The organism is Cupriavidus nantongensis (assembly GCF_001598055.1).
Lineage (GTDB): Bacteria > Pseudomonadota > Gammaproteobacteria > Burkholderiales > Burkholderiaceae > Cupriavidus > Cupriavidus nantongensis.
On sequence record NZ_CP014844.1, the window covers coordinates 282,199 to 307,386 of the forward strand.

Annotated in this window: 21 protein-coding genes; 13 read left to right on the forward strand and 8 right to left on the reverse strand. The window is 61.2% G+C overall.

Annotated elements, in window-relative coordinates; genetic code table 11:
• Nucleotides 1-48: 48 nt before the first annotated feature.
• Nucleotides 49-867, reverse strand: a complete 819-nt coding sequence (locus tag A2G96_RS01220) for a CHAD domain-containing protein (RefSeq protein WP_062801997.1) — start codon at nucleotides 865-867, stop codon at nucleotides 49-51.
• Nucleotides 868-1,043: 176 nt separating this feature from the next.
• Here A2G96_RS01220 and A2G96_RS01225 point away from each other — a divergent pair, with 176 nt between their 5' ends.
• Both A2G96_RS01225 and A2G96_RS01230 read left to right on the forward strand, forming a co-directional pair.
• Nucleotides 1,044-1,481, forward strand: coding sequence for a PaaI family thioesterase (locus A2G96_RS01225; RefSeq protein ID WP_062796033.1), 438 nt, complete (start codon nucleotides 1,044-1,046; stop codon nucleotides 1,479-1,481).
• 38 nt (nucleotides 1,482-1,519) lie between these two features.
• Nucleotides 1,520-1,906, forward strand: a complete 387-nt coding sequence (locus A2G96_RS01230; RefSeq protein ID WP_062796035.1) for a VOC family protein — start codon at nucleotides 1,520-1,522, stop codon at nucleotides 1,904-1,906.
• Between the two features lie 7 nt (nucleotides 1,907-1,913).
• On the opposite strand, the gene tam is transcribed toward A2G96_RS01230, so the two are convergent.
• The 5 genes from tam to rpmH form a co-directional block, all read right to left on the reverse strand.
• Nucleotides 1,914-2,684 (reverse strand): trans-aconitate 2-methyltransferase, encoded by a 771-nt coding sequence (tam, locus tag A2G96_RS01235; protein WP_062796037.1) that lies wholly within the window; start codon nucleotides 2,682-2,684, stop codon nucleotides 1,914-1,916.
• Between the two features lie 310 nt (nucleotides 2,685-2,994).
• Complete coding sequence (yidC, locus tag A2G96_RS01240) at nucleotides 2,995-4,665, reverse strand: membrane protein insertase YidC (protein WP_062796039.1); 1,671 nt, start codon at nucleotides 4,663-4,665, stop codon at nucleotides 2,995-2,997.
• Between the two features lie 21 nt (nucleotides 4,666-4,686).
• Complete coding sequence (gene yidD / locus A2G96_RS32150) at nucleotides 4,687-4,968, reverse strand: membrane protein insertion efficiency factor YidD (RefSeq protein ID WP_082818812.1); 282 nt, start codon at nucleotides 4,966-4,968, stop codon at nucleotides 4,687-4,689.
• A 10-nt stretch (nucleotides 4,969-4,978) separates the two neighbouring features.
• Complete coding sequence (gene rnpA / locus A2G96_RS01245; RefSeq protein WP_417926428.1) at nucleotides 4,979-5,494, reverse strand: ribonuclease P protein component; 516 nt, start codon at nucleotides 5,492-5,494, stop codon at nucleotides 4,979-4,981.
• Nucleotides 5,495-5,555: 61 nt separating this feature from the next.
• Nucleotides 5,556-5,690, reverse strand: a complete 135-nt coding sequence (rpmH, locus tag A2G96_RS01250) for a 50S ribosomal protein L34 (protein ID WP_008650850.1) — start codon at nucleotides 5,688-5,690, stop codon at nucleotides 5,556-5,558.
• A gap of 818 nt (nucleotides 5,691-6,508) precedes the next feature.
• Here rpmH and dnaA point away from each other — a divergent pair.
• From dnaA to A2G96_RS33020, 10 genes are all read left to right on the forward strand, one after another.
• The gene (dnaA, locus tag A2G96_RS01255) at nucleotides 6,509-8,299 is read left to right on the forward strand and encodes a chromosomal replication initiator protein DnaA (protein ID WP_062796043.1); all 1,791 of its coding nucleotides are present in this window, start codon (nucleotides 6,509-6,511) and stop codon (nucleotides 8,297-8,299) included.
• A 367-nt stretch (nucleotides 8,300-8,666) separates the two neighbouring features.
• The gene (dnaN, locus tag A2G96_RS01260; protein WP_062796045.1) at nucleotides 8,667-9,782 is read left to right on the forward strand and encodes a DNA polymerase III subunit beta; all 1,116 of its coding nucleotides are present in this window, start codon (nucleotides 8,667-8,669) and stop codon (nucleotides 9,780-9,782) included.
• 253 nt (nucleotides 9,783-10,035) lie between these two features.
• Nucleotides 10,036-12,561, forward strand: coding sequence for a DNA topoisomerase (ATP-hydrolyzing) subunit B (gyrB, locus tag A2G96_RS01265; RefSeq protein ID WP_062796047.1), 2,526 nt, complete (start codon nucleotides 10,036-10,038; stop codon nucleotides 12,559-12,561).
• A gap of 173 nt (nucleotides 12,562-12,734) precedes the next feature.
• The gene (locus tag A2G96_RS01270; protein WP_062796049.1) at nucleotides 12,735-15,524 is read left to right on the forward strand and encodes a type I restriction endonuclease subunit R; all 2,790 of its coding nucleotides are present in this window, start codon (nucleotides 12,735-12,737) and stop codon (nucleotides 15,522-15,524) included.
• Nucleotides 15,521-17,329: a restriction endonuclease subunit S gene (locus A2G96_RS32155; protein WP_082818814.1), complete on the forward strand. Its 1,809-nt coding sequence runs from the start codon at nucleotides 15,521-15,523 to the stop codon at nucleotides 17,327-17,329. Before A2G96_RS01270 ends, A2G96_RS32155 begins: the two co-directional genes overlap by 4 nt.
• Nucleotides 17,330-17,331: 2 nt before the next feature.
• A complete protein-coding gene (locus tag A2G96_RS01285) occupies nucleotides 17,332-19,050 on the forward strand; it encodes an AAA family ATPase (RefSeq protein WP_062796056.1) in 1,719 nt (572 codons plus the stop codon).
• Complete coding sequence (locus A2G96_RS33015) at nucleotides 19,047-19,835, forward strand: HNH endonuclease family protein (protein WP_150124036.1); 789 nt, start codon at nucleotides 19,047-19,049, stop codon at nucleotides 19,833-19,835. The genes A2G96_RS01285 and A2G96_RS33015 overlap by 4 nt, the downstream gene beginning before the upstream one ends.
• Nucleotides 19,832-21,292, forward strand: a complete 1,461-nt coding sequence (locus tag A2G96_RS01290; protein ID WP_062796058.1) for a class I SAM-dependent DNA methyltransferase — start codon at nucleotides 19,832-19,834, stop codon at nucleotides 21,290-21,292. The genes A2G96_RS33015 and A2G96_RS01290 overlap by 4 nt, the downstream gene beginning before the upstream one ends.
• 255 nt (nucleotides 21,293-21,547) lie before the next feature.
• Nucleotides 21,548-22,567 (forward strand): restriction endonuclease, encoded by a 1,020-nt coding sequence (locus A2G96_RS01295; RefSeq protein ID WP_062796060.1) that lies wholly within the window; start codon nucleotides 21,548-21,550, stop codon nucleotides 22,565-22,567.
• A gap of 59 nt (nucleotides 22,568-22,626) precedes the next feature.
• Complete coding sequence (locus tag A2G96_RS33020) at nucleotides 22,627-23,373, forward strand: hypothetical protein (protein WP_150124037.1); 747 nt, start codon at nucleotides 22,627-22,629, stop codon at nucleotides 23,371-23,373.
• 14 nt (nucleotides 23,374-23,387) lie between these two features.
• Here the strand turns inward: A2G96_RS33020 and A2G96_RS01305 are convergent, their stop codons facing one another.
• Together A2G96_RS01305 and A2G96_RS33670 are read right to left on the reverse strand one after the other, a co-directional pair.
• A complete protein-coding gene (locus A2G96_RS01305; RefSeq protein ID WP_082818815.1) occupies nucleotides 23,388-23,999 on the reverse strand; it encodes an HNH endonuclease in 612 nt (203 codons plus the stop codon).
• A 17-nt stretch (nucleotides 24,000-24,016) separates the two neighbouring features.
• Nucleotides 24,017-24,184: a hypothetical protein gene (locus tag A2G96_RS33670; RefSeq protein ID WP_154676074.1), complete on the reverse strand. Its 168-nt coding sequence runs from the start codon at nucleotides 24,182-24,184 to the stop codon at nucleotides 24,017-24,019.
• 506 nt (nucleotides 24,185-24,690) lie between these two features.
• Between A2G96_RS33670 and A2G96_RS01310 the strand changes: the two genes are divergently transcribed.
• Entirely contained in the window at nucleotides 24,691-25,020 is a 330-nt protein-coding gene (locus A2G96_RS01310) for a DUF1484 family protein (RefSeq protein WP_062796063.1), read from the forward strand.
• Nucleotides 25,021-25,188 lie beyond the last annotated feature (168 nt).

A 25,188-nucleotide genomic window follows, 5' to 3' on the forward strand; every position in this document is an offset into this window, starting at 1 on the left:
CGGTTCGCTTGGCACCTGGTGGCGGGGCCGCCATGGCTGGCGGAGTGGTCAACTGGCGCCGGGCAGCGGCGGCGCCGCATGGTCCGGCATCGCCTGCAGCTCCAGGCACTCGGCCAGCAGGCGGCGCGCGACGATGCCGTCGACCTGCCGGCCCAGCCGGGCCTGCCGCTTGACCAGCTTGCGGTGCAGGCGCCTGGTATAGCGCGCCGGCAGCACCGGCGCCAGCGCCTCGATCACGTAGCGCAGCCGCTTGCCGGCGATGCGCTGCGCGTGCACGGCGACGGGATCGCCATCGCGGGCGCTTCTCGCCAGCGCCCGCAGCTGCTTGCGGCCACGGCGCACACGCTGGCGTGCAAACGACGCGAGGCGGGTGCGGTCGTTGCGGGCGCGGCCGGCAAGATGCGCCAGGTGCGCCAGGTCGCGATGCAGCGCCGGCAGCGGCCAGTCGCGGTAGGTAGCCAGCGCCGCCAGCATCGCCTCGCGCGCGGCGTTGCGGCGCTGCCGGGCGGTGTCGGCAATGGCGGCCAGTACGGTGTCGTCAGGCTCCTGTTCGCGGGCCGGGCCGATGGTCTCGGCCAGGAACACGTCCCAGTCGCGCGCCGCGCTGGTGGCGCGCGCGAGTGTGCGCAGGTCGCGCTTCCAGCGGTCCCGCTCCTGCCGCGGCAGGGCCGGGCCCATGGCCCAGACCACCGCGCGCGCATGGCGCAGCGCAATGCGCAGCTGGTGCAGGTCTTCCGGGTCGTCGCGGCGCTGCAGCTGGTCCAGGAGCGCGTCGATGCGCGCCAGGCTGGCTTGCGCCAGCGCGGCAAAGGCAGCGGCGGGCCGCGTCTTGCGGCGCAGCCTGGGAGATTTGGCGTCGGCGTTCATGGCGGACTGCATGCGGTCAGGCGCGCACGCGGGACGCAGATGCCTTCAGTGTAGGCGACGGCACGCGCTTGGGCGGTATGCGGCGCCAGCGCCGCTTCCGGTCGGTTGACAGGCCGCGGCCTTCACGCTGGAATGCGCAGATCCGTCAGGACCAGTGCCCACCCACGAGGACCGCCATGACCACCGAACAGGAACGGCTGCTGCTGCGCGACACCATCGAGGCCGGCTTCCGCCAGGCCGCCTTCGTCAACGACGTCGGCATCGCGCTGGCCGACTGCGGGCCCGGCTGGTGCGAGTCGACGCTGGCCATCACGGCGCGCCATCTTCAGCACGGCGGCATCGTCCACGCGGGCGTGCAGGCCACCATGGCAGATCACACCGCCGGCGCGGCCGCCTCCACCATCCTGGAAGCTGGCCAGCACGTGGTCACCGCGGAGTTCAAGATCAACCTGCTGCGGGCCGTGCGCAGCGAACGGCTGCGCTGCCGCGCCGACGTGCTCAAGTCCGGCCGCTCCATCATCGTGGTCGAGGCCGACGTGTTTGCCGACGTCCATGGCGAATCCGTGCTGGTGAGCCGGCTCAACGCCACCATGAGCGTGCTGGACCTGGCCTGAGACCCGCCCGCTCCAACCATCGACAAAGGAAGCCACCCATGATCGACCACACCGGCGTCAGCGTCAGCGATTACGAGAAAAGCCGCGCTTTCTACCAGGCCGCGCTGGGCGCCATCGGCTACGTGCTGGACAAGGAATTCCCGGCCAGCGTCACCGGCAGCACCGACGTGGCCGGCTTCGGCACGCCCGGCCATCCCGACTTCTGGATCCACCGCGGCACGCCCAACCAGCCGCCGGTGCACGTGGCATTCCGCGTCGACAGCCGCGCGACCGTCGATGCGTTCCATCGCGCGGCACTGGCCGCGGGCGGGCGCGACAACGGCGCACCGGCCGTGCGCGCGCACTACCACCCCGACTACTACGGCGCCTTCGTGCTGGACCCTGACGGCCACAACATCGAGGCGGTCTGCCACAAGCCCTCTTAATGAGGGTTCAGCGCGTCGCGACGATGAACAGTCGCGGGAACGGCAGCAGCACCGAACCGTCCGGCAGCGCCGGGTACGCGTTGGCGATCTCGGTCTGGTAGCGCGCCAGGTAGGCGGCACGCTCGGCCTCGTCCAGCGGCTGCAGGAACGGGCGCAGGCCGCTGCCCTTGAACCACTCCACCACCGCGGCCGGGCCGCCGGCGAGCGGATGGTGGTAGGTGGTCAGCCATACGTCCACGCGCTGGCACAGCGGGCGCAGCAGCTCGTAGTACCAGCGCGCCGGCGCGCGTTCGGCGCGGGCCTTGCTGGCGCCGGCCAGCTTGTCGGCCCACGGGCCTTCCGCCGCCACCCGGCGCATCAGCTGGTGCGCGGGTTCTTCCAGGTTGTCCGGCATCTGCACGGCGAGCGTGCCGCCCTCGGAAAGCTTCGAGACCAGCTCAGGAAACAAACGGCCGTGGTCGGGCAGCCATTGCAGCACCGCGTTGGCCAGGATCACGTCATACGGGCCGGCCTCGTCCCAGGCGCCGATGTCGGCCACGCGGAACTGCACGTCGGGCAGGCGCTTGCGCGCGGCGTCGATCATGTCCTGCGAGCTGTCCAGCCCGGTCACCGAGGCGCCGGCATAGCGCGCCAGCAACACCTCGGTGGAATTGCCGGGGCCGCAACCGATATCCACGGCGCTGCGCGCGATCTCGTTGGGAATGGCAGCCACCAGGTCACGGACCGGGCGGGTGCGTTCGTCTTCGAAGGCGACGTATTGGTGGGCGGACCAGCTCATGGGGGTCTCCTGACGGTAAGAGCAGGCCAGTAGCATACGCCTGCCGCAGCCAGCGCAGGCCAGCCGCAGCCAACACCGCTTGAACCAGGCTCCCCTCGCCCGCTTGCGGGAGAGGGGTGGGGGAGAGGGCCGGAATGTCCACGAAGTAAAGCGCGTCGGTATGCCAGCGCCTGCCCTCTCCCCCGGCCCCTCTCCCGCGCGCGGGAGAGGGGAGCAAACCGTCGGGATCGCGAAAGCCCTCAGCCCTCAGCAAAAAACAAAAAGCCCGGCATCTCTGCCGGGCTTCCATCACCGCATCTTGCAACAGGCTTTAGCTCTTGGCCACCACCGCGGCCTTGCCCTTGCCCAGCATCCGGTTGATCTGCCACTGCTGCGCGATCGACAGGATGTTGTTCACCACCCAGTACAGCACCAGGCCGGCCGGGAAGAAGAAGAACATCACCGAGAACACCAGCGGCATGATGGTCATCACCTTGGCCTGCACCGGATCCGGCGGGGTCGGGTTCAGCTTGGTCTGCACGAACATCGACACGGCCATCACGATCGGCAGGATGTAGAACGGATCCGGCACCGACAGGTCCTTGATCCAGCCCAGCCACGGCGCGCCGCGCATTTCCACCGACGACAGCAGCACCCAGTACAGCGCGATGAACACCGGGATCTGGATCACGATGGGCAGGCAGCCGCCGAGCGGGTTGACCTTCTCGGTGCGGTACAGCGCCATCATCTCCTGGTTCATCTTCTGCGGGTCGTTCTTGTAGCGCTCGCGGATCGACGTCATGCGCGGCTGCAGGTCCTTCATCTTGCCCATGGACTTGTAGCTCGCCGCCGACAGCGGGAAGAACACCAGCTTGATCAGCACCGTCAGCGCGATGATCGACCAGCCCCAGTTGCCCAGGAAGCCATGCAGCTTCTCCAGCAGCCAGAACAGCGGCTTGGCCAGGATGGTCAGCCAGCCGTAGTCCTTCACCAGCTCCAGGCCCGGGGCGATCTTCTCGAGCATGTGCTCTTCCTGCGGGCCGGCGAACAGGCGCGCATCGGTGCTCACGCTCGCGCCCGGGGCCAGTTCGCCCAGCGGCTGCTGGATGCCCACGCGGTACAGGTGCGGATCGATCTGCTGCACATAGAAGCTGCGCTCCTTGCCGGTCTGCGGAATCCAGGCCGAGGCAAAGTAGTGCTGCACCATCGCCACCCAGCCGTTGTTGGCGGCGGCCGGCACGGTGGCCTTGCCCTTGGCGATGTCTTCGAAGTCGATCTTGTGGTACTTGTCGGCGTCGGTGTAGACCGCCGGACCGGTGAAGGTGCTGTAGAACTGCGACTGCTCGACCTTGCTGCCGTCGCGCGCCAGTTCCAGGTACAGCGTCGGCGAGACCGGCGCGGTGCCCGCGTTGGTCACGTCGAACTTGCTGTCGACCACGTAGCTGCCCTTGCGGAAGGTGTAGGTCTTGACCAGCTTCACGCCGTTCTTCTCGGCGCTCAGCACCACCTGCAGCTGCTCGGCGCCGTCCAGCGTGCGCGGGCCCGGAGTCGCGGTGAACAGCGTGGTGTGGTTGGGCAGGTCGCCGCCGATCAGGCCCGAGCGCGCCATGTAGGTGCGCACGTTGTCGCGCTCGAACAGCACCACCGGCTTGCCGTCCTTCTCATGCTCCTTGAGCAGCTCCAGGCGCGACACGATGCCGCCGGCGGTGTCGATCTCGGCGCGCACCGTGTCGGTGGTCACCACGATCTTCTCGCCGGTGGGCTGGGCCGCGGCCTGCGGCGCGGCGCCCGCGGCCGGTGCCGCTGCGCCCGGCTGGACGTTGGCCTTGGGCACGTCGCCCTGCGCGGCCGCGCCGCTGGCGGCCGGCGCCGAAGCGGCCTGCTGCTGCGTCGTGCTCGGGAAGAACATCGACGCATGGCCGTTGGCGCGCTGCCAGTTGTCGTAGAGCAGCACGAGGGACATCGAGAAGATGACCCAGAGGATGGTGCGTTTGATATCCATGTCTGGCTGTGGTCGGAAAAATCAGGGTCTGGGCAGACGGATTGCCACTGGCGCTCGGCCTGTGGCGGCATGGACTGGCGTGTCAGCTTCCGTGCCCGGCACGGGATCATACCCGCCTTGGGCGAAAGGATGGCAGCGGCACAGCCGGCAGGCGGCCATCCAGCTGCCGCGCGCGGCGCCATGATGGACGATGGCGTCGCGGGCGTAGTCGGAACAGGTCGGCAGGAAGCGGCACTGCGAGCCCAGGTAAGGGCTGAGGGCGATCTTGTAGACGCGCAGCAGGGCTAGCAGGATTCGCTTCATGGCGGGGCGGTCAGGCTGGCTGGCCTGGTGGCTGGCTTTGCGAGGGGCTCGCCGGTGGCGCCGCGGTGGGCGGTGCCGGAGGCGAGGCAGGCGGCGCGGGTGGCGGCAGTGGCCTGGCCGCTACCTCGAGCAGGCTGGCGATTTCCGCCGCGCATGCCCTTCGGACCGCCGCGCGCGTCGCAAATTCCGCGCGCGGAAACTTCGCTTGCAGGCGCAGCAGCACGTCGCGGCCACCCAGTTGTTCGCGGCGCTGGCGGAACAGCTCGCGCGCCATGCGCTTCACCAGGTTGCGCTCGGCGGCGCGCGGCGCGAACTTCTTGCCCACCACCACGCCCAGCCGGCCTTCCGGCCGATCGTTCGGGCGTACATAGAGCACGAAGTGAGTGCTGCGCCGCCGGGGCCGCAAAGCAAAAACGGATGAAAACTCATCCGTCTTTGTCAGCCTCGCGGCTTTGGGAAAGGCAAAGGTAGACACGCCTGGCAAAGCTAGCGGGAACACTGCACCCTGCGGCAAGCTACCGGCCATCCGGACAGCGAGGCGGTTGGCCTGGACCGCGTTGCCGCGGTCCGGACCGGTCGCCCGGCCCTTAGATCGCCAGGCGCTTGCGGCCCTTGGCGCGGCGAGCGTTGATGACGGCACGGCCGCCGCGGGTCTTCATGCGCACGCGGAAACCGTGGGTACGCTTGCGGCGGGTAACGGAAGGTTGGTAGGTACGTTTCATGTTGCACTCTCTGGTTGATCTTGGCTCGCCCGACTCCGGCCGGTGCCGGGGTGCCGTGGCCGCCGCGTATGGTTCGCATGGGGTTGCCGCTTGCGAGGGAACTGCAGCGGCGTGTCCGACGATTCTGGTTCTGTCTTAGCTGCCGGCCGAAGGGCGCGCGCTGCAGGCAGGTAGCCTGTGGGCGCGGACGGCACGGACAGGCCAGACCCGGCGATGCGCATACGTGATCCCCTGCCGCATCGCAGAACCCGCCATTTAAACGATTTTCCGCGACGCTGTCAAGGCAGCAGTCTGTGTGCGACGGCACAATCGCCACAGCGCCGCAAGCCCGGTGGTGCGCCATTGTCCACAACGGGCAGTGGGCAACCAGCAGTGCCCCGAAGGCCACCTCTAACCCGGCCATCCACAGGCGAAGTCCCTGTTTTGCCTGAAATTTTGCCCATTTCCGCCCCCCAGAAACCCGCATCGCAGCAAGGGTTGTGCACATCAATCCACTGCATTTGCACAAGTTGTCCACAGACTTATCCTTTGTGGATAACTCAGGGGCGGGGGTACAATCCGGGTCCAAACACAACACGGGCTGCGTGGCGCAGGCGCAACCCGGGCCCCCACCGCGACAACGCATGAGTTTACGCACGCCAGTGCGGCGAGCCAGAAGGTTCGCTGCCGGCGGCATGGCATGCCGCGGTGCCCTTGGCGGAGGGAATCGATTCCCAATACGGCCGAGGCGGTCCGGAATGCGCGGCGCATACGCCGCCCGTGGCGTACCCAGTGCTGCTGGCAAGGCAGCGTGGGGTGCGATTACTCAACAACAAACAATGCAAGATTTCTGGCAGGCGGCAGCCGCGCAACTCGAGCGCGAGCTGACGCCGCAACAGTTCAAAACGTGGATCAAGCCGCTGGCGCCCGTTGCGTTCGATGAAGAAACGCATGCGCTGCGGATTGCTGCGCCCAACCGTTTCAAGCTCGACTGGGTCAAGAGTCAGTTTTCAGGGCGCATCACCGCCCTCGCCTGCGAATACTGGGAAGCGCAGGTCAGCGTCCAGTTCGTGCTCGATCCCGCCGCGTCGGGCCGCGCCGCTGCCTATATGCAGCCGGCCCAGCCTGGCATGGGCGCGGGCGGTATGGACCGCATGGAGCATCACGCAGCACCGGGTACGGGCATGGGCGGCTATCCCGGCGCCCAGCCCGGCCAATCGATGGGCGGCCAGGCCCCGTTTGCCATGCCTGGCCAGCCCGCGCAGCCCGGCTATGGCGAATACCCCACCGCGGCCGCGTACGGCTTGGGCCAGCCGCCATATGGCCACCCGACCGGTAACCCGGCCGGCATGCCCTCCGCCGCCCCGGTTCCGGCCGGCGCGCGTGGCCAGGGCATGGGCCAGCATCCCGGCCAGCACCACCCGCAGCACAATCAGCAGCACCATCAGCAGCACAACGCCGACCTGGGCGAGATCGACGTGGTCCAGATGGACCCCGCCGAAGCCAGCGCCCGCTCCTACCGCGCCCCGCAGCAGGGCCAGCATCCGCATGCCGCGATGGGCAACGCCGCGCCGATGCCCGGCCACCAGCCCAGCGACACGGTGCACGAGCGCTCGCGCCTGAACCCGATCCTGACCTTCGACAATTTCGTCACCGGCAAGGCCAACCAGCTGGCGCGCGCCGCCGCGATCCAGGTCGCCAACAACCCGGGCAAGTCCTACAACCCGCTGTATCTCTATGGCGGCGTCGGCCTGGGCAAGACCCACCTGATCCATTCCATCGGCAACCACATGCTGATGGAGAACCCGCGCGCGCGCATCCGCTACATCCACGCCGAGCAGTACGTGTCCGACGTGGTCAAGGCGTACCAGCGCAAGGCCTTCGACGAGTTCAAGCGCTACTACCATTCGCTGGACCTGCTGCTGATCGACGATATCCAGTTCTTCTCCGGCAAGAACCGCACGCAGGAAGAGTTCTTCTACGCCTTCGAGGCCCTGATCGCCAACCGGGCGCAGGTGATCATCACCAGCGATACCTACCCCAAGGAAATCACCGGCATCGACGACCGCCTGATCTCGCGCTTCGATTCCGGCCTGACCGTGGCGATCGAGCCGCCCGAGCTGGAAATGCGCGTGGCGATCCTGATGAAGAAGGCCGCCGCCGAGAACGTGAACGTGCCGGAAGAAGTCGCCTTCTTCGTTGCCAAGCACCTGCGCTCCAACGTGCGCGAGCTGGAAGGCGCGCTGCGCAAGATCCTGGCGTTCAGCAACTTCCACGGCAAGGACATCACCATCGAAGTGACGCGCGAAGCGCTGAAGGACCTGCTGACGGTGCAGAACCGCCAGATCTCGGTCGAGAACATCCAGAAGACCTGCGCGGATTTCTACAACATCAAGGTCGCTGACATGTATTCGAAAAAGCGGCCTGCCAATATTGCCCGGCCGCGCCAGATCGCGATGTACCTGGCCAAGGAGCTGACGCAGAAGAGCCTGCCGGAGATCGGCGAACTCTTCGGCGGCCGCGACCACACCACCGTGCTGCACGCCGTGCGAAAGATCGCCGACGAACGCAGCAAGGATGCGCAGCTCAACCACGAGTTGCACGTGCTGGAGCAGACGCTCAAGGGATGATCGCCGGCCGGACCCGGGGCGCTCCCGGGACGGTGTTTTGAAGGGCCAGCCCCGCCGGGCTGGCATACTGTAGGGTGCGCGCCACGGACATCCCGTGGCGCCTGGGGAATTAACGTCAGCGACGCCGGGGCAAGTGTCCGGAAAGTGGCCACTGATAAGGCTTTGCGGTGAGTCGGGACGGGATGGCAAGAACGATTGGCGCCAGCGTGGCTTTTTGGGCACAGCTGGCCCGCCGGCCGGTCCCGCCCCGCTTCACCGCAGCGGCTTATCCTTGGTACAATGGCACATTAACTCCTTGATTCCTAAGTGAATTTGGAGTTGTTTGCGTTCTGCGGTCGCCGATTACAAACGACGAAGGATAAATTCAATGCAATTGGTCAAAACCTCGCGAGACAACCTGCTGCGTCCGCTGCAAATCGTGAGCGGCATCGTGGAGCGCCGCCACACCCTCCCGATCCTGGCCAACCTGCTGATTCGCAAGTCCGGGTCGAACGTATCCTTCCTGTCGACCGACATCGAAATCCAGATCACCACGCATGCGGAATGCGGCGTCGGCAATGACAGCGTCGCCACCACCGTGGCCGCGCGCAAGCTGCTGGACATTTTGCGTGCCATGCCCGACGGCGACGTGGCCCTGTCGCTCAACGACAAGCGCATGACGGTGCAATCCGGCAAGAGCCGCTTTGCCCTGCAGACGCTGGCCGCCGAAGAATTCCCGACCGTGGCCGAAGCCAGCGAATTCAACGCCAGCGTCAGCCTGCCGCAGAAGACCTTCAAGCACCTGCTGGCGATGGTCCACTTCGCCATGGCGCAGCAGGACATCCGCTACTACCTGAACGGCATGCTGCTGGTGGTGGACGGCAAGAAGGTGATGGCAGTCGCCACCGACGGCCACCGCCTGGCCTACTGCGGCGTCGAGCTGGAAAACGAAGCGGCTGGTGTTGGCTCGCGCCAGGAAGTCATCATCCCGCGCAAGACCATCCTGGAACTGCAGCGCCTGCTGGAAGACAACGACGATCCGGTCACGGTGCAGCTGGCCGCCAACCAGGTCAAGTTCACGTTCGCCAATATCGAACTGATCTCCAAGCTGGTCGAAGGCAAGTTCCCGGATTTCCAGCGCGTGATTCCCAAGGGCTACAAGAACGCCTTCGCGATCGACCGCGTGCAGCTGCAGCAGGCGCTGCAACGCACCGCGATCCTGACCACCGACAAATTCAAGGGCGTGCGCTGCATCCTCGACACGCACATGCTCAAGATCAGCTCCACCAACGCCGACCAGGAAGAGGCGCAGGAAGAGCTGGAACTCGATTACTCGGGCGACGCGCTCGATATCGGCTTCAACGTGACCTACCTGCTCGACGTGCTTGCCAACCTGAAGACCGAGCAGGTGCAGGTCAGCCTCGGCGACTCGAATTCGAGCGCGCTGATCACCGTGCCGGACGACGACAACTTCAAGTACGTCGTCATGCCGATGCGCATCTGATGATCCGGTGACAGGACCTGTGCCACAACCAGCGCAGACAAATACCGGAGCAGCAAACGGCACGCTACGACACCCGGCCCCGGCCGGACCGTCCAGGGGATGACCATCCCGCCGCGGGGGCAGGATCGTTACGACGATCCGCCCCTTTTGCCGTTTTTAGTAACCCGCCATGCGGACCCATCGCGCCCCGCCGCCGGCATGCCAGCCATGCCCGCCCGGCCCCGATCCCGCATTCGCCGTAAGTAGGAAAGACATGACCGAACAGCAGAATCCGCAACAGGAAAACACCTACGGAGCCTCCTCGATCCAGATCCTGGAAGGCCTGGAGGCGGTGCGCAAGCGCCCGGGCATGTATATCGGCGACACGTCGGACGGCACCGGCCTGCACCACCTCGTGTTCGAGGTGCTGGACAACTCCATCGACGAAGCGCTGGCCGGCTACTGCACCGAGATCCAGGTCACCATCCACAGCGACAACTCGATCTCCATCGTCGACAACGGCCGCGGCATCCCGCCGCTGGTCAAGTTCGACGACAAGCACGAACCCAAGCGCAGCGCGGCCGAAATCGCCATGACCGAGCTGCACGCCGGCGGCAAGTTCAACCAGAACAGCTACAAGGTCTCCGGCGGCCTGCACGGCGTGGGCGTGTCGTGCGTGAACGCGCTGTCCAAGTGGCTGCGCCTGACCGTGCGCCGCGACGGCCAGGTCCACCTGATCGAATTCGCCAAGGGCGAAGTGCAGAACCGCATCATCGAGACCGTGCCCGGCCCCGACGGCCAGCCCGTTGAAGTCTCGCCGATGAAGATCACCGGCGCCACCGACAAGCGCGGCACCGAAGTCCACTTCCTGGCGGATGAAGAAATCTTCACCAACGTCGAGTTCCACTATGAGGTGCTGTCCAAGCGCATCCGCGAACTCTCGTTCCTGAACAACGGCGTCCACATCAAGCTAACCGACCAGCGCACCGGCAAGGAAGAAGACTTTGCCTTCTCCGGCGGCGTGAAGGGTTTTGTCGAGTACATCAACCGCGCCAAAACCACCCTGCACCCCAACATCTTCTACGCCAACGCCGAGAAAGACGGCATCGCCGTGGAAGTGGCCATGCAGTGGAACGACGGCTACAACGAGCAGGTGCTCTGCTTCACCAACAACATCCCGCAGCGGGATGGCGGCACCCACCTGACCGGCCTGCGCGCCGCGATGACCCGCGTCATCAACAAGTACATCGAAGAAAACGAGATCGCCAAGAAGGCCAAGGTAGAAACCAGCGGCGACGACATGCGCGAAGGCCTGGCCTGCGTGCTGTCCGTAAAGGTGCCCGAGCCCAAGTTCAGCTCGCAGACCAAGGACAAGCTGGTCTCGTCCGAAGTGCGCCTGCCCGTGGAAGAACTCGTCAGCAAGGCCCTGACCGACTTCCTGCTGGAAACGCCCGCCGACGCCAAGACCATCTGCGGCAAGATCGTCGACGCCGCCCGCGCCCGCGAAGCCGCCCGCAAGGCCCGCGAAATGACCCGCCGCAAGGGCGTGATGGACGGCATGGGCCTGCCCGGCAAGCTGGCCGACTGCCAGGAAAAAGACCCCGCCCAGTCGGAACTCTTCCTGGTCGAGGGTGACTCCGCAGGCGGCTCCGCCAAGCAGGGCCGCGACCGTAAGTTCCAGGCCATCCTGCCGCTCAAGGGCAAGATCCTGAACGTAGAGCGCGCCCGCTTCGACAAGATGCTCTCCAGCCAGGAAGTGCTGACGCTGATCACCGCGCTAGGCACCGGCATCGGCAAGGACGACTACAACCTGGACAAGCTGCGCTACCACCGCATCATCATCATGACCGACGCGGACGTGGATGGATCGCACATCCGCACGCTGCTGCTGACGTTCTTCTATCGGCAGATGCCTGACATCATCGAGCGCGGCTATGTGTATATCGCGCAGCCGCCGCTGTACAAGATCAAGCATGGGAAGGATGAGCGGTATATCAAGGATGATGTCGAGCTGAATGCTTATCTGTTGAAGTTGGCGATGGAGAAGGCGTCGCTGGTTCGGCCGGATGGGTCGGAAATCAGTGGGGATGCGCTGACGGAACTGGCTCGTCAGTACCAGCTGACTGAAGGGGTGATTGGTCGCTTGTCGCGGGTTGTGGATACCGACGCGCTGCGGGCTATTGCGGATGGGGTGACGCTGGATCTGGATAGTGCGGCGGCGGCGGAGGCTTCAGCGGTGGCGTTGAAGGCTAAGTTGGCGGAGATGCATGCTAAGACGTTGATTGGGGCTGCGGTGAATGATGATGGCACTGCGGACGTCTATGCCCAGTTCGACGAGAAGACCGACAAGCATCGCCTAATGATTGCGCGGCGCCACCACGGCAACGTGCGGTTGTCGCATCTGGATGCGGATTTTGTTCATGGGGCGGACTACGCTGCGCTCTCCAATGCTGCCAAGACTTTCCAGGGGCTGACGCCGGAAGGGACTAAGGTGCAGCGGGGTGAAGGTGAGAAACTTCGCGATCAGACCGTGAATGATTTCCACGGGGCTATGCAGTGGTTGCTTGCTGAAGCCGAGCGTGGCGTTTCGCGTCAGCGCTATAAGGGTCTTGGTGAGATGAACCCTGAGCAGCTGTTTGAGACAACGCTGGATGTTACGCAGCGGCGTCTGCTGAAGGTGCAGATTGAGGATGCTATTGCGGCGGATCAGATCTTTACTACGCTGATGGGGGATGAGGTCGAGCCGCGTAGGAACTTTATTGAGAGTAATGCGTTGGTGGCGCGGAATATTGATGTTTGATTCAGTGCGAAATGTAGGAAACCGGAATTAGCCGTACTTGTGTGAATCCCGTGACGCTGCGCAGGAAGTCGACGTTCCGGTTCACCATCGCCTTTTGGTTGACGTAAGCAGTGGATTGGTCAAGAAATCGGTGAGGCGGACGTCAACGTGAGCTGATAGACCGAGGGATATCCATGACGCCGGAAATCAAGGCCCGTCAACAGATCGACCAAAAGCTCAACCAAGCCGGCTGGGTAGTTCAGGACTTAAACCAGATCGACCTGTCTGCGGGTGTTGGTGTAGCCGTGCGCGAGTACCCCACGGATACAGGTCCGGCTGACTACGTGCTCTTCATCAATCGCACCGCCTGCGGAGTGATCGAAGCGAAGAAGGACAACGCCGGTGAAAACCTCACTGTGGCGGAGAGCCAGACCGAGCGCTACGCCACCGCCAACCTCAAATGGCGTAAGGGCAACATCCCGCTTCGCTTTCTTTTTGAAGCCACGGGCCAGATCATCCGCTTCACTGACAACGCCGATCCCGCGCCCCGCTCGCGCGAGCTTTCCCACTTCTTCAGGCCTGAGCAGCTTGCTGCATGGCTTGCGCAGCCAGACGCCCTTCGTCGCCGCCTCGTCGACAGCATGCCGGTGCTGTCCGAGCGCAATCTGCGCGACTGCCAGATCGGCGCTGTGACCGGACTGGAGAAGTCGCTGGCACAAAACAAGCCACGCGCCTTGATCCACATGGCCACCGGTGCAGGCAAGACCTTCACTGCTATTACCGCCGTCTACCGTCTGCTCAAGTTCGGAGGTGCGAAGCGCATCCTCTTCCTTGTCGACACGCGCAACCTTGGAAAGCAGGCGCACCAGGAGTTCATGGCCTACACGCCGCCGGACGACGGCCGCAAGTTCACCGAGCTGTATAACGTACAGAGGCTGGCCTCTGCCAGCATCGACCCGCATGCGCAAGTCTGCATTAGTACCATCCAGCGCATGTACTCCATACTCTCCGGCGAACCCATCGACGAGTCCGCCGAAGACATATCGCTCAACGAGGTGCAGCAAACCGTCAAGCAGGAAAAGCTTGTTCGCTACAATCCGACCATTCCGGTCGAAGAATTTGACTTCATCATCATCGACGAGTGCCACCGCAGCATTTACAACCTGTGGAAGCAGGTGCTCGATTACTTTGACGCCTTCTTGATCGGCCTTACCGCCACGCCCGACAAGCGCACCTTCGGCTTTTTCAACGAGAACATCGTTGCGGAATACAGCTATGAAGACTCCGTCGCTGATGGTGTCAACGTCGGCTATGACGTCTTCGAGATCGTTACCGAAATCACACAGAAAGGCGCTGAACTCAAGGCCAAAGAGTGGGTGGACCATCGAGACCGCCAGACGCGCAAAAAGCGCTGGGGAGAAACGGAAGAAGACAATGTCTATACCGGCAAGGAGCTGGATCGCTCAGTGGTCAACACAAGCCAGATCCGCCGGGTCATTCAAGCCATGAAAACTGCGGTAGAGACCCATATCTTCGCTGCGCGCAAGGAAACGCCTAAGACCCTGATTTTTGCGAAGACCGACAGCCACGCCGACGACATCATCAACATCGTGCGTGAGGTCTATGGTCAAGGCAACGCCTTTTGCAAGAAGGTCACCTATCGCGCTGAGGAAGACGCCGACAGCATCCTCAGCAGCTTCCGGAATGACTACAACCCCCGCATTGCCGTTACGGTGGACATGATAGCCACCGGCACCGACGTAAAGCCTCTGGAGGTGCTGCTCTTCATGCGGGACGTGCGCAGCAAGGGCTATTATGAGCAGATGAAAGGCCGCGGCGTGCGCAGCCTCGATGCGGACAGCCTCAAGCGCGTGAGCAACAGTGCCGAAGGCGCAAAGACGCGCTTTGTGCTAATCGATGCCGTGGGCGTTGAAAAATCCTGCAAGACCGAAAGCCGTCCACTGGAAAAGAAGCCCGGCATCGCGCTCAAGGACCTGTTGCAAGGCGTGGCCATGGGAAGCCGCGACGACGACACTGTGTTATCGCTGGCCAACCGCCTCGTGCGCCTTAACAAGCAGCTCGACGACAAGGCGAAAGCGCGCATCGAGAAGCTCAGCGGCGGCATCCCTGTCGGCGAGTTGGGCAAGGCGCTCATCACTGCGCTGGACCCGGACGCCATCGTGCAAACTGCACTCGCCGCAGCCAAGGCCAACGGCATTACCCGCAGCGAAGACACGCTGCTGCCGAAAGAAATCGAAGCCGCCCGCGCCAGCCGCGTGGCCGCCGCCTGCGCGCCGTTCGACAAGCCCGAACTGCGCGATGAAATCGAAAGCGCCCGCCGCGATCGCGAGCAAGTCATCGACCATATCAATCTTGATCAGGTCACCTTCTCGGGCTTCTCGGATCAAGCTGAAGCTCAGAACAAGATGGTGGTCCAAACCTTTGCAAATTTTATCCGCCAGCACAAGGACGAGATCGCCGCACTGCGCTTCTTCTACCAGCAGCCCTACCAGCGCCGCGCACTTACCTTCCGGATGATCGAAGAGTTGCACGAGCACCTGAGCCGACCGCCGCTGATGCTAACCACCGAACGCTTGTGGAGCGCTTATGCCCGATTGCAGGGGGGGCAAGTGAAAGGAGCAACGATCCGCCGCCAGCTTACCGATCTGGTCAGCCTCCTGCGCTTCGCTTTGGGGCTGGATGGCGAGGGCGCGGAGCTCAAGCCCTTTGCAGACGAGGTGGACCGCCGCTTCCAGGCCTGGATCTTCCGCCATAACGCGCAACGCGGCACGTCGTTTACGCCGGAGCAGACCGAATGGCTTCGGCTAATGAAGGACCACATTGCGAGTTCATGCTCGATCTCGCGCGAGGATTTTGATTATGCCGAACTCGCCGACAAGGGTGGTCTGCAGAGGGCTTGGGGTCTTTTTGGCAGTGAGCTGGATACGCTGATGAATGAGATGAATGAGGAGTTGGTAGCGTGAGCCAAGAAGCTGATCTGCCAAACGGATGGATCGAAGTTGAGTTTGGCGAACTTTTCGTTCATCCGGGCGACGATGTTGTTGATGGTCCTTTTGGCTCGAATTTGAAGGCGAGCGAGTATGTTTCGGCCGGCATTCCTATCGCCCGACTTCAGAACATTGATCGGAATCGGTTCGTCGCCAAGAACATTCAGTTCGTGACTTTGGAGAAGGCTGACGAGCTGGAGCGGCATACGTTCATGCCCAACGACATACTCATCACAAAGCTCGGTGACCCTCTAGGCAAAGCGTGTCTAGCACCGTCCAACATCCCGACGGGTGTGCTTGTCGCAGATGTTGTTAGAGCTCGCGTAACCCATTGCTGGGCTGATGTGAGCTTTCTTTGCCATCAAATCAATTCGGATAACGTTGTAGATCAGTTCAAAGAGCAAACCAAAGGCACGACGCGGCCTCGTGTCAATCTCACCAAAATTAGGGCTTTGAGAATGCGCCTCGCCCCTATGGCGGAGCAGGCCCGCATCGTCGCCAAGCTCGAAGAACTGCTGTCTGAACTCGACGTCGGCGTAGCAGAGCTGAAGGCTGCTCAGAAGAAGCTGCGGCAATACCGCAAGTCCCTGCTCAAGGCAGCCGTTGAAGGTACGCTCACTGCCCCGTGGCGCGAAGCACAGCGCGAGCTCGCCGCTGCCACCGAAACAGGCGCCCAACTGCTGGAACGCATTCTCACCGAGCGCCGCACCCGATGGGAAGCCAAGCAACTCGCCAAATTCAAGGAACAAGGCAAACTCCCCCCCAATGACTGGCAAAAGAAATATCCTGACCCAGTGCAGCCGAATACCACCGATTTGCCGGTACTTCCGGAGGGATGGGCGTGGGCGAGTGTGGATCAGGCTGGAGACGTTCAGCTAGGTCGGCAACGGGCCCCGCAGTTTCACAGTGGCCCCAACATGGTTCCGTACCTGCGCGTTGCCAACGTTTTTGAAGATCGCATTGATATCTCTGACGTGAAGGAGATGCACTTTTCTGCGGAAGACGAAGAGACGTTCAAGTTGGGCCACAACGACATTCTGCTCAATGAGGGGCAGAGTTTGGAATTGGTAGGCCGCCCCGCGATTTATAGGAATGAGCTTCCAAGGGCGTGCTTTACAAACACGCTTATTCGGTTCCGCACCGAAGCATCAGTTATTCCAGACTTTGCGTTGATCCTGTTCCGGCATTACATGCACTCGGGTCGCTTCCGAAGAATTGCAAAGATCACAACCAACATTGCGCACTTGGGCGCCGGGCGGTTTGCTGAATTGGAGTTCCCTCTGCCGAGTAACGTGGAACAAGCGGAGATAGTCCGGCGGCTTTCGGATCAGTTCGCTCAGATCGCGGAGCAAGAGGCCGCCATTGAGCGTGGACTAATGCAATCCATAGCCCAACGCCAAAACATTCTCCGCGCTGCCTTCGCCGGCCAGTTGGTACCGCAAGACCCGAATGACGAGCACGCCAGTGTGTTGCTTGAACGCATCCGCGCCGAGAGGGCAGAACGTGCCAAACAGCCAAAGACCCGTAAGACCAAACAGAAAAAGGAGATCGCCGCCGTGGTGAGCCAATTGATCGACGTGCTCGCCGAAGCAGGCGACTGGGTGCCGGCGCAAGAGGCTTTTCGACGCTGTGGTGTTTCCGATGGCGCGTTAACTGACCAGATCGAAACGCTCTTCGCCGAGCTGCGCGCGCTGGACAAGGCGGGCCGCTTGGCCGTCGAGCCAGTGGCCGATGAGCAAGGCCGCAAGCTATATGACAAGCTGAAACTGCTAGAGGTTTGAGCATGCGCCTGGACAAATTCACCATCGGAAGCGCAAAGGACAGCCCCACGCACCAGTTCAAAAACTTGAAGAATGTCACCATCGACTTCGATCAAGACCATTGGGTCACGGTAGTCATCGGTTGGAACGGTACTGGTAAGTCGAATGTGCTGGAAGCGCTGGCCATCATCTTCCGCGACCTGATTACCTACAAAGGGATGTCGGCGGAGAAGCGAAAGGAGGTTCCTCGATTCGCATTCAAGCTTTCGTACCGCATGGGTGCCGGCGAGAACTTGCGCTACGTCCACATCGACGCAGATCCAGATCGTGAAAAGGAAGCGTTTCTTATTCGCGTCGCTGATGCCAAGAAAATTGGACGAAACGACCTAGTCGACAGAGCTCTGGACTTTGGTAATGATGCGCATAAAACACCGCAGGGCGAGCCAATCAAGCTCACGGCCTTCCTAAATGGCGAGGCCGAGTATCTGCCTCGCTATGTGTTCAGCTACTACTCGGGCGAGAGCTCGCGCATGCAAGAAGTATTTGAACCATATCTAAAGGATTACTACCAGAACCTAGTGACATCGAAGGTCGATCCGGCGCCAAAGCGACTCTTCTATGCATTGCCGGTTCACAGTCAGTTCGTACTTCTGGCGTTTCTGATCCAAACAGACCAGAAGGTAAAGGACTTCCTGGAGCAAGAGCTGGGCATTGACCCTGATAGTGGGATCGAGTCCGTTCTCTTTGTCTTGCGCGAGCCCCCTTGGAGCTCGAGAGAGGGCGACCCCAGATTCTGGTTCGCGAGAGGCCTGGTTCAGCGATTCTTAGATCGCCTCATGACGGTGTCGCTGGCGCCAATCACGATAAAGAGGAGGTTGAAGAAGTCGATCTGGAACAAGAATCAATCGGCGCATGAGTACAAGTATTTGTTCGTCAAGGATGTGGAGTCGCTTAGGGCCTTTGTAGGAAGCCAACCTGCCAACGAATTTTTCCGCGACTTGGAAAGTACCTACGTCTCTGAACTCATCGAAGAAATCCGCATCAGGGTGCGTTTGAAGAAGAACGATGGCAGCGTGACCTTCCGAGAACTCAGCGAAGGCGAACAGCAACTGCTTACCGTGTTGGGACTGTTGCGCTTTACCGCCGAGGAAGAAAGCTTGTTCTTGTTAGACGAGCCAGACACGCATTTAAACCCACGATGGTGTGTGAAGTACTTGAACTACCTCAAGTCATTTGTCGGACAGAACACTGATGACCAGGACAACAGCCACATCGTTCTGACAACTCACAACCCCTTGGCCATTGCGGAGCTGGTGAGGGAGCAGGTGCAGATCTTATATCGGCAAGTAGGTTCCCACACAGTGCATGCCGAGAACCCTGCTGTTGACCCAAAGGGCATGGGCTTCGCCGGCATTGTGACCAGCGAGATGTTTGGCTTGGGTTCAAGCTTGGATAGGGCCACGAATGAAGACTTGATCGCCTTGCATCAACTCTCTACGCAGCGGCAGCCTCTTTGCGATGCTGATCGCGACAGATTGGTCGAGATCCGGCAGCGCCTCGAAGGCTTGGACTTCAACTTCGCCTCGCGAGATCGGCTTGAGCAAGAGTATGTACGCGCCAGATTTGATCTGACCGCGGATGGTGCAATTGATGGCGCCATCGTCACTCCCGAGAACAAGCAGAAAGCTCTCGACGCCTTGGTGCAAAGCCTGCTTCACGGCTTGCAGGAGGGTAAAGATTGAGATTCGTTCAGGTTCCACTGCCCTCCCATCCACCAAAACGGTGGCTTACGATTGCTGCCGCCAGGATCGCGGCCGTTGGCGCATGCCCTACACATGACATTCGGTCGACCTATATCAAGAAGCACACCAGCTGGGGGCAGCTGAAGAAGTGGCTTTCCCAGGTCAGTCATTACAAGTGCTGGTACTGCGAAGCAAAAAGTAATCGAGCGCCATTTGACGTTGATCACTTTCGGCCGAAGTTGGGAATCACGGTCGACGGCGTTGAGCTTGCAGGACACGAGGGGTATTACTGGCTGGCTTATGAGTGGAGGAACTTTCGCCTTTCTTGCCAAAGGTGCAATCGACCCGAGAAGGATGAGGCTGATGTCTTGCATGGAAAGGCGAACGAGTTTCCGGTTCGGGATGAAGCACATCGGTGCACACTGCCGACAGCGCTTCTGACCACCGAGGAGCCAAGGCTCTTGGATCCGTGCAATGAAGCCGACTGTGAGTTGTTGGCGCACGGTGTCGATGGAGAGGTCAAACCTCTTGCCTTAACTGGTACTTGGGACAACCAACGCGCGCGGTACACGATTGACCGGCTTGGATTCAATGACTGGAATACACCGGAGACAAAGAAGAACTCCTGGCGTCTGCTGGATGATCTGATTCGCCTGGCTGGACATCACCCCGCAGTCGTCGCGCATTTGCAAGAGCACTTATCTACGGACCACGAATACTCAAGTTTCTTCCGATCTGCGATCGGCACACATCGTGACAAGGCTTGGGTAGAAGCACTTCTATGAACACATCATCCCTCATCCAGAAAGTTTGGAACTTCTGCCACACCCTGCGTGACGACGGTGTGAGCTATGGCGACTATCTGGAGCAGCTCACCTACCTGCTGTTCCTGAAAATGGCACATGAATATGCCCGGGAGCCCTACAACCGCAACACGCGCATCCCGAAGGGCCATGATTGGGCCAGCCTGCGCAGCAAAACCGGCGAGCCGCTTGAAGCTCACTACCTGGCCACGCTGCACAAGCTGGGACAGGGCACGGGCATGCTGGGCGCCATCTTCTTCAAAGCGCAAAACAAGATTCAGGACCCGGCCAAGCTTTCGCGCCTGGTGCAGATGATCGACGAACAAAGCTGGGTGGGTATGGACGCCGACACCAAGGGCGATCTCTATGAGGGCCTGTTGCAGAAGAATGCGGAAGACACCAAGAGCGGTGCTGGCCAGTACTTCACGCCGCGTGCCATCATCCAGGCGATGGTGGAGTGCTTGCGCCCGGCTCCTGGGAAGACCATTGCCGACCCGGCCTGCGGCACAGGTGGCTTCTTCCTGGGCGCGTACAACTGGCTGACCCGTCCCGGTGCCAAGCTGAACAAGCGACAGAAGGAATTCCTGCGCGATTCCACGTTCCAGGGCAACGAAATCGTGGCCAACACGCGCCGCTTGTGCCTGATGAACCTGTTTCTGCACAACATCGGCGAATTGGACGGGGAGCCTTCGGTGGATCGTTCAGACGCACTGATTGCCGAGCCCAAGGTGAAAGTGGACTACGTGCTCGCTAACCCGCCCTTCGGCAAGAAGAGCAGCATGACCATCACCAACGATGAAGGCGAGGAAGACCGTGACGCACTCACCTATGAGCGCCAAGATTTCTGGGAAACCACGTCGAACAAGCAGCTCAATTTCCTACAGCACATTGTGAGCATGCTGAAGGTGGACGGCAAGGCGGCTGTGGTGCTGCCCGACAACGTGCTATTCGAGGGCGGCGCCGGTGAAAAGATTCGCCGAAAATTGCTAGAGACCTGCGATGTGCACACCATTCTGCGTTTGCCCACCGGCATTTTCTACGCACAGGGCGTTAAAGCGAACGTGGTGTTCTTCGACAACGCTCCCAAGGATGGCCGTGTGCACACCAAAGGCGTGTGGTTCTACGACATGCGTACCAACAAGCACTTCACACTTAAGACGCGCACGCTCAAGCTGGATGATCTGCAGGACTTCATCGCCTCCTACCACCCTGAGAACCGCCACGAGCGGAAAGAGACCGAGCGTTTCAAGTTCTACCGGTATGACGAGTTAATCGCCCGAGACAAAGCAAATCTGGATATCTTTTGGCTCAGGGACAATAGCTTGGACAACCTAGATGACCTGCCACCACCGGATGTGCTGCAACAGGAAATCATTGAGCATCTGGAAGCTGCGCTGGCGTCTTTCCGGGATGTGGCAGTTGGACTGCAGGGCAATTGAATCTGGTCGCGCCTTGAGGACGTCTGTAGCAAAATTTGTCAGTGGCCAGCAAGGACAACTAGCACGGTAGTAGTGCTCTGGTTGTCCCAATCATTCCACAGGGGGGACGGGCGGCAAGCCGCATGCCGGATTTGCATTGGCAAAGAGTCGGCGTGAATATTGAGCGCTGGTAGACTGCCGAAACCAATAAGATCAAAGGCCGCGGACTGGTTTCCGTCTCGCCCGGCCATTCAGCCTTTTTGACGGGATACGCGTATGAATACGGCAAAGATGTGGATGATCCGCGGCGAAGGCGGACGTCTGTACGACGAGTTCAACGAGCGCGGTGTGGCGGCCATCGGGTGGCAGCTACTGGCCACGGTGGCAAAGCCCGGCATGTCCCGGCAAGCGCTGATTGATCATTACAAGGTGCTGGAGCCGCATGCGAAAGCTGGCACGGCCATTTCAGGCGCGTCGCAGGTTTGGCGGTTCATCAATGAGATTCAGGTCGGTGACTGGGTGGTGACCTACTCCCCGCCCAATCGCACTTACATGGTGGGCAAGGTCACCGGCTCGTATCGGTACCAACCCGAGCTGGCGGAGTCTGGCATGGCCATGGCGCGGGCGGTCAAATGGGAGCCGAAGCAGATCGACCGCGACGACCTGGCCGTGGCTGCCAAGAACAGCCTGGGCTCCACCCTAACGGTCTTCCTGGTACCGGAATTCGCGAAGAAGGAGCTACTTGCCGTCCTTGCAGGCAAACCGACGCCCGATCCGGTAGTGGAAGCCGCTGCCGAGGTGGAAGCTGCCGAAGAAATCGCAGCAGACCCCCTGGCAGGCATCGAACAGCAAGCCATTGAACGCATCAAAGATCTCGTTAGTCGTCTGGACTGGGATGAGATGCAGGAACTGGTGGCCGGCATCCTCCGCGCGATGGGCTACAAGACGCAGGTCTCCCCGGCTGGCCCCGATCGCGGCAAAGACATCATTGCATCGCCAGACGGCTTCGGCTTCGAGAACCCGCGCATCGTAGTGGAAGTGAAGCATCGGTCCGGCCAGATGGGCAGCCAGTCCATCCGAAGCTTCCTCGGCGGCCGCCATAAGGACGATCGCGGCCTGTACGTTAGCACCGGTGGTTTTTCGCGGGATGCCCACTACGAGGCAGACCGTGCGACGGTGCCGCTAACGCTATGGACGCTCGATAATCTCGTTCGGGCGCTGGTTGAGCATTACGACAATACGGATGCGGAGACAAAGCGGTTGGTGCCGCTAAAGCGGCTGTACGTGCCTGCCTAATCTATTAGGTAAGCGCCGCATACTGACTCGGCGATATGCAGGCGGGTGTTGGAGGCACTGTGTCGATTTCAACTGAGCTGGAAGCCATGGGTTCGAATAGCGAAAAGGGCCAAGCAGCTCCAGATAGGGCAATGACGGTTCATGCCTTGATGGGAGAGCTAAGCGGTGCGGTTCGTGCAGCTACAAGTGATGGCGATGATTCGACGCCGCGCCATCAGCGAGTTCTCCTTGTCGTAAGTCTAGGGGCGATGGCACTGGCGTGGTTAACCGCATTTTTTGCTGAGCGAGACGGACCACTTTGGCTGGCTCATGTTTGCTTGGGCTTGCTAGTGGTAGGCGCGGCCACCACTATTGCATATGGCCTCTCTACTTCAAGGAGTTTTCTGAAGGAGTGGAAGACGTTGGAGGTCGATATGTTGGATGGTGCGGGAAAGAGGATGCAACTATGGTATGAGACGATATCCAAACTGCGGGAGACATACACGCCCGACCAGATTAACTTCGCTCAGGACTATGTATGCGCAGTTAGTACGCAGGTCAAATCGAGCATGGCCTATATTGTCGGAGCTTTAGATAAGGTAGGGCTAGTCCCACTTATCGGTTCACTTGCCGTCACGCTTGCAAAGTTCTTTGATAACGGCCAGATTCCCTTCATTTGGATGACGGCCGCAGCTGTGGCCGGGATTTTTTACGTTATCGCGCTGCGCTTCGTCGGAATTTCGTTCACCCTCGATCGACTAGCTGTGATCTTGAAGCACGCGGCGAAGCGCCCGGTAGCGTCCGCACAAGTGGCGACCGACTCGTAGGGCGTACCCAATGACTAGCTGTTGATTTTCGCCGGCAGGAGCTTTTTTAGGCTCTTGATATCCAGCCAGTCTTTCCCCCGATGTAGCATCCGATGGCAATTGGCGCATACAAGCGCTAAGTCGTTGATGTGCGTCTTGCCGTTTTCCGGAAGAGTCGAAAGCGGCTTTGTATGATGGCACTCGATGAATCCGGCGCCATGCTTGCCGTACTTATCGCCGAAGTCGAACTCGCAGACTTCGCACTCGAGCTTTCCCGTCTTCGCCCACACTTGCTCGCACTTCTTCCTGACAAGCGTGCGATCACGCTCACGTACTAGATGGGTGCGGGTTAGCAGGCGGCCCTCAGCGGCTTCTGTATCGTCATCATGGTGCATGGAAGCACTAGCGAAAGTCTCATTCGAAAGCCCCTTAAGCAACGCTTCTGCCGCAATCCGGCAACGATTCGGCTCTTTCGCGAACTGCTGCCACACATCCTCATCGCCCTTCGCGCCTCGACTTAACCCCTTCTTTCCTTCGCTAGTGTATTGAGGGTCGAGTCGCCTGAAGTTCATGAGCTTCATGTAAACGCCGCTGGTATTGCGAAAGGAATTCGATGGCACATAGCCCGGGAACAGTACTGATGCCATTTATCTGAGCCGGATGCTCAGCTCCTCAATATCCTTAGCCTCTTCAGCAGGCAGTTTTTGCCGGTGACGAAGATAAAGATCCAGAGCCAGAATCCAGGCAGTTTTTGCCGGTGACGAAGATAAAGATCCAGAGCCAGAATCAGCTCGTCCCTGCGCCAATCTGGGTTCTTTTTGGATGCAGTCATTCGGGGCGCATGCTCTTTGATTAATTTGCATGGTATCGCCATTTTCCGAGATTGGCTGCGAAATTTCCGCAGGTTCGAGAGGAGGGATCTCCAAAGCAACCGGCAGAGGGATGACCTTCGCGTTGGTCAGTAGGGATTCGAGACAAGCCGGCCTGTTTCGTGTTAGGGACGTGGGAGAGGCTCTGGCCATCCCACCGATGGTGCGTAGTGTCCAGCGAAGTTTTGAGACTCCGCTGTATTTTCCCATCGGGAATCCCGTAGGAGACTTGCACCGTCGCCAGCACGATGGTCGACCAGGTTTGACAGCCTGACCCTTGTACGCCGGACGAGCAGCGAAGCTGTATCCTCTCGTCTTTCGCCTATGTACGCCCCTATGGGCGGGCCGTGGCGGGGGAGCCTTCGCGCTCGCCGGTTCGTACATGCCGGTCTGTCAACCCTGCCTCGCGCTCGCCCACCCGGTTGACAGCGGATGGCGAGCCTCCACTACCCTATGTACGGAGGTCGCAATGACTAGCACCACCCCAACCCCCCAAGAGCCCACCCTCGCCCAAAAACAAGCCCAACTAGCCGAAAACCTGGCTAAAGTCGACCGCGCCCAGTTCCGCCGCCGCGCCAAGGCTGCCCCACCGCAACCCAGCAAAGCCGTCACCCTCGAGGACCACATCCTCGAAATCAGCGACGACCTTCTGCGCGTCAGCGCCGGCTTCCAATCCGTCCTGACCTTGCTGGACCTGCAGGCCGGCGATATCCCTGACAGCATCGGCCTGCACGCCCTGATTTCGCCGCTCAAGCGGCAGATCGACCGGTGCGCTGATCGACTGCAGGCGCTTGCTTGACGAGGGACAGGCCTGCGCAATGCAGGCCTGACAGTAAAACGGCGCGAGCTGGTGTCGCGCCGTTCTGGTTGTGGCCCGGAGGTTGTGCCGCAAGTTGATGCAACGGTGGCCGGTTTACGTGTCGTGCCGAAAATTCCGCCTACCGCTTTGACTTTTCGTGTGCCCAGC

Coding starts and splice junctions, on each gene's coding strand:
- A2G96_RS01220 (WP_062801997.1), bottom strand. CDS start 867: ATGAACGCCGACGCCAAATCTCCCAGGCTGCGCCGCAAGACGCGGCCC.
- A2G96_RS01225 (WP_062796033.1), top strand. CDS start 1,044: ATGACCACCGAACAGGAACGGCTGCTGCTGCGCGACACCATCGAGGCC.
- A2G96_RS01230 (WP_062796035.1), top strand. CDS start 1,520: ATGATCGACCACACCGGCGTCAGCGTCAGCGATTACGAGAAAAGCCGC.
- tam (WP_062796037.1), bottom strand. CDS start 2,684: ATGAGCTGGTCCGCCCACCAATACGTCGCCTTCGAAGACGAACGCACC.
- yidC (WP_062796039.1), bottom strand. CDS start 4,665: ATGGATATCAAACGCACCATCCTCTGGGTCATCTTCTCGATGTCCCTC.
- yidD (WP_082818812.1), bottom strand. CDS start 4,968: ATGAAGCGAATCCTGCTAGCCCTGCTGCGCGTCTACAAGATCGCCCTC.
- rnpA (WP_417926428.1), bottom strand. CDS start 5,494: ATGGCCGGTAGCTTGCCGCAGGGTGCAGTGTTCCCGCTAGCTTTGCCA.
- rpmH (WP_008650850.1), bottom strand. CDS start 5,690: ATGAAACGTACCTACCAACCTTCCGTTACCCGCCGCAAGCGTACCCAC.
- dnaA (WP_062796043.1), top strand. CDS start 6,509: ATGCAAGATTTCTGGCAGGCGGCAGCCGCGCAACTCGAGCGCGAGCTG.
- dnaN (WP_062796045.1), top strand. CDS start 8,667: ATGCAATTGGTCAAAACCTCGCGAGACAACCTGCTGCGTCCGCTGCAA.
- gyrB (WP_062796047.1), top strand. CDS start 10,036: ATGACCGAACAGCAGAATCCGCAACAGGAAAACACCTACGGAGCCTCC.
- A2G96_RS01270 (WP_062796049.1), top strand. CDS start 12,735: ATGACGCCGGAAATCAAGGCCCGTCAACAGATCGACCAAAAGCTCAAC.
- A2G96_RS01285 (WP_062796056.1), top strand. CDS start 17,332: ATGCGCCTGGACAAATTCACCATCGGAAGCGCAAAGGACAGCCCCACG.
- A2G96_RS01290 (WP_062796058.1), top strand. CDS start 19,832: ATGAACACATCATCCCTCATCCAGAAAGTTTGGAACTTCTGCCACACC.
- A2G96_RS01295 (WP_062796060.1), top strand. CDS start 21,548: ATGAATACGGCAAAGATGTGGATGATCCGCGGCGAAGGCGGACGTCTG.
- A2G96_RS01305 (WP_082818815.1), bottom strand. CDS start 23,999: ATGGCATCAGTACTGTTCCCGGGCTATGTGCCATCGAATTCCTTTCGC.
- A2G96_RS33670 (WP_154676074.1), bottom strand. CDS start 24,184: ATGACTGCATCCAAAAAGAACCCAGATTGGCGCAGGGACGAGCTGATT.
- A2G96_RS01310 (WP_062796063.1), top strand. CDS start 24,691: ATGACTAGCACCACCCCAACCCCCCAAGAGCCCACCCTCGCCCAAAAA.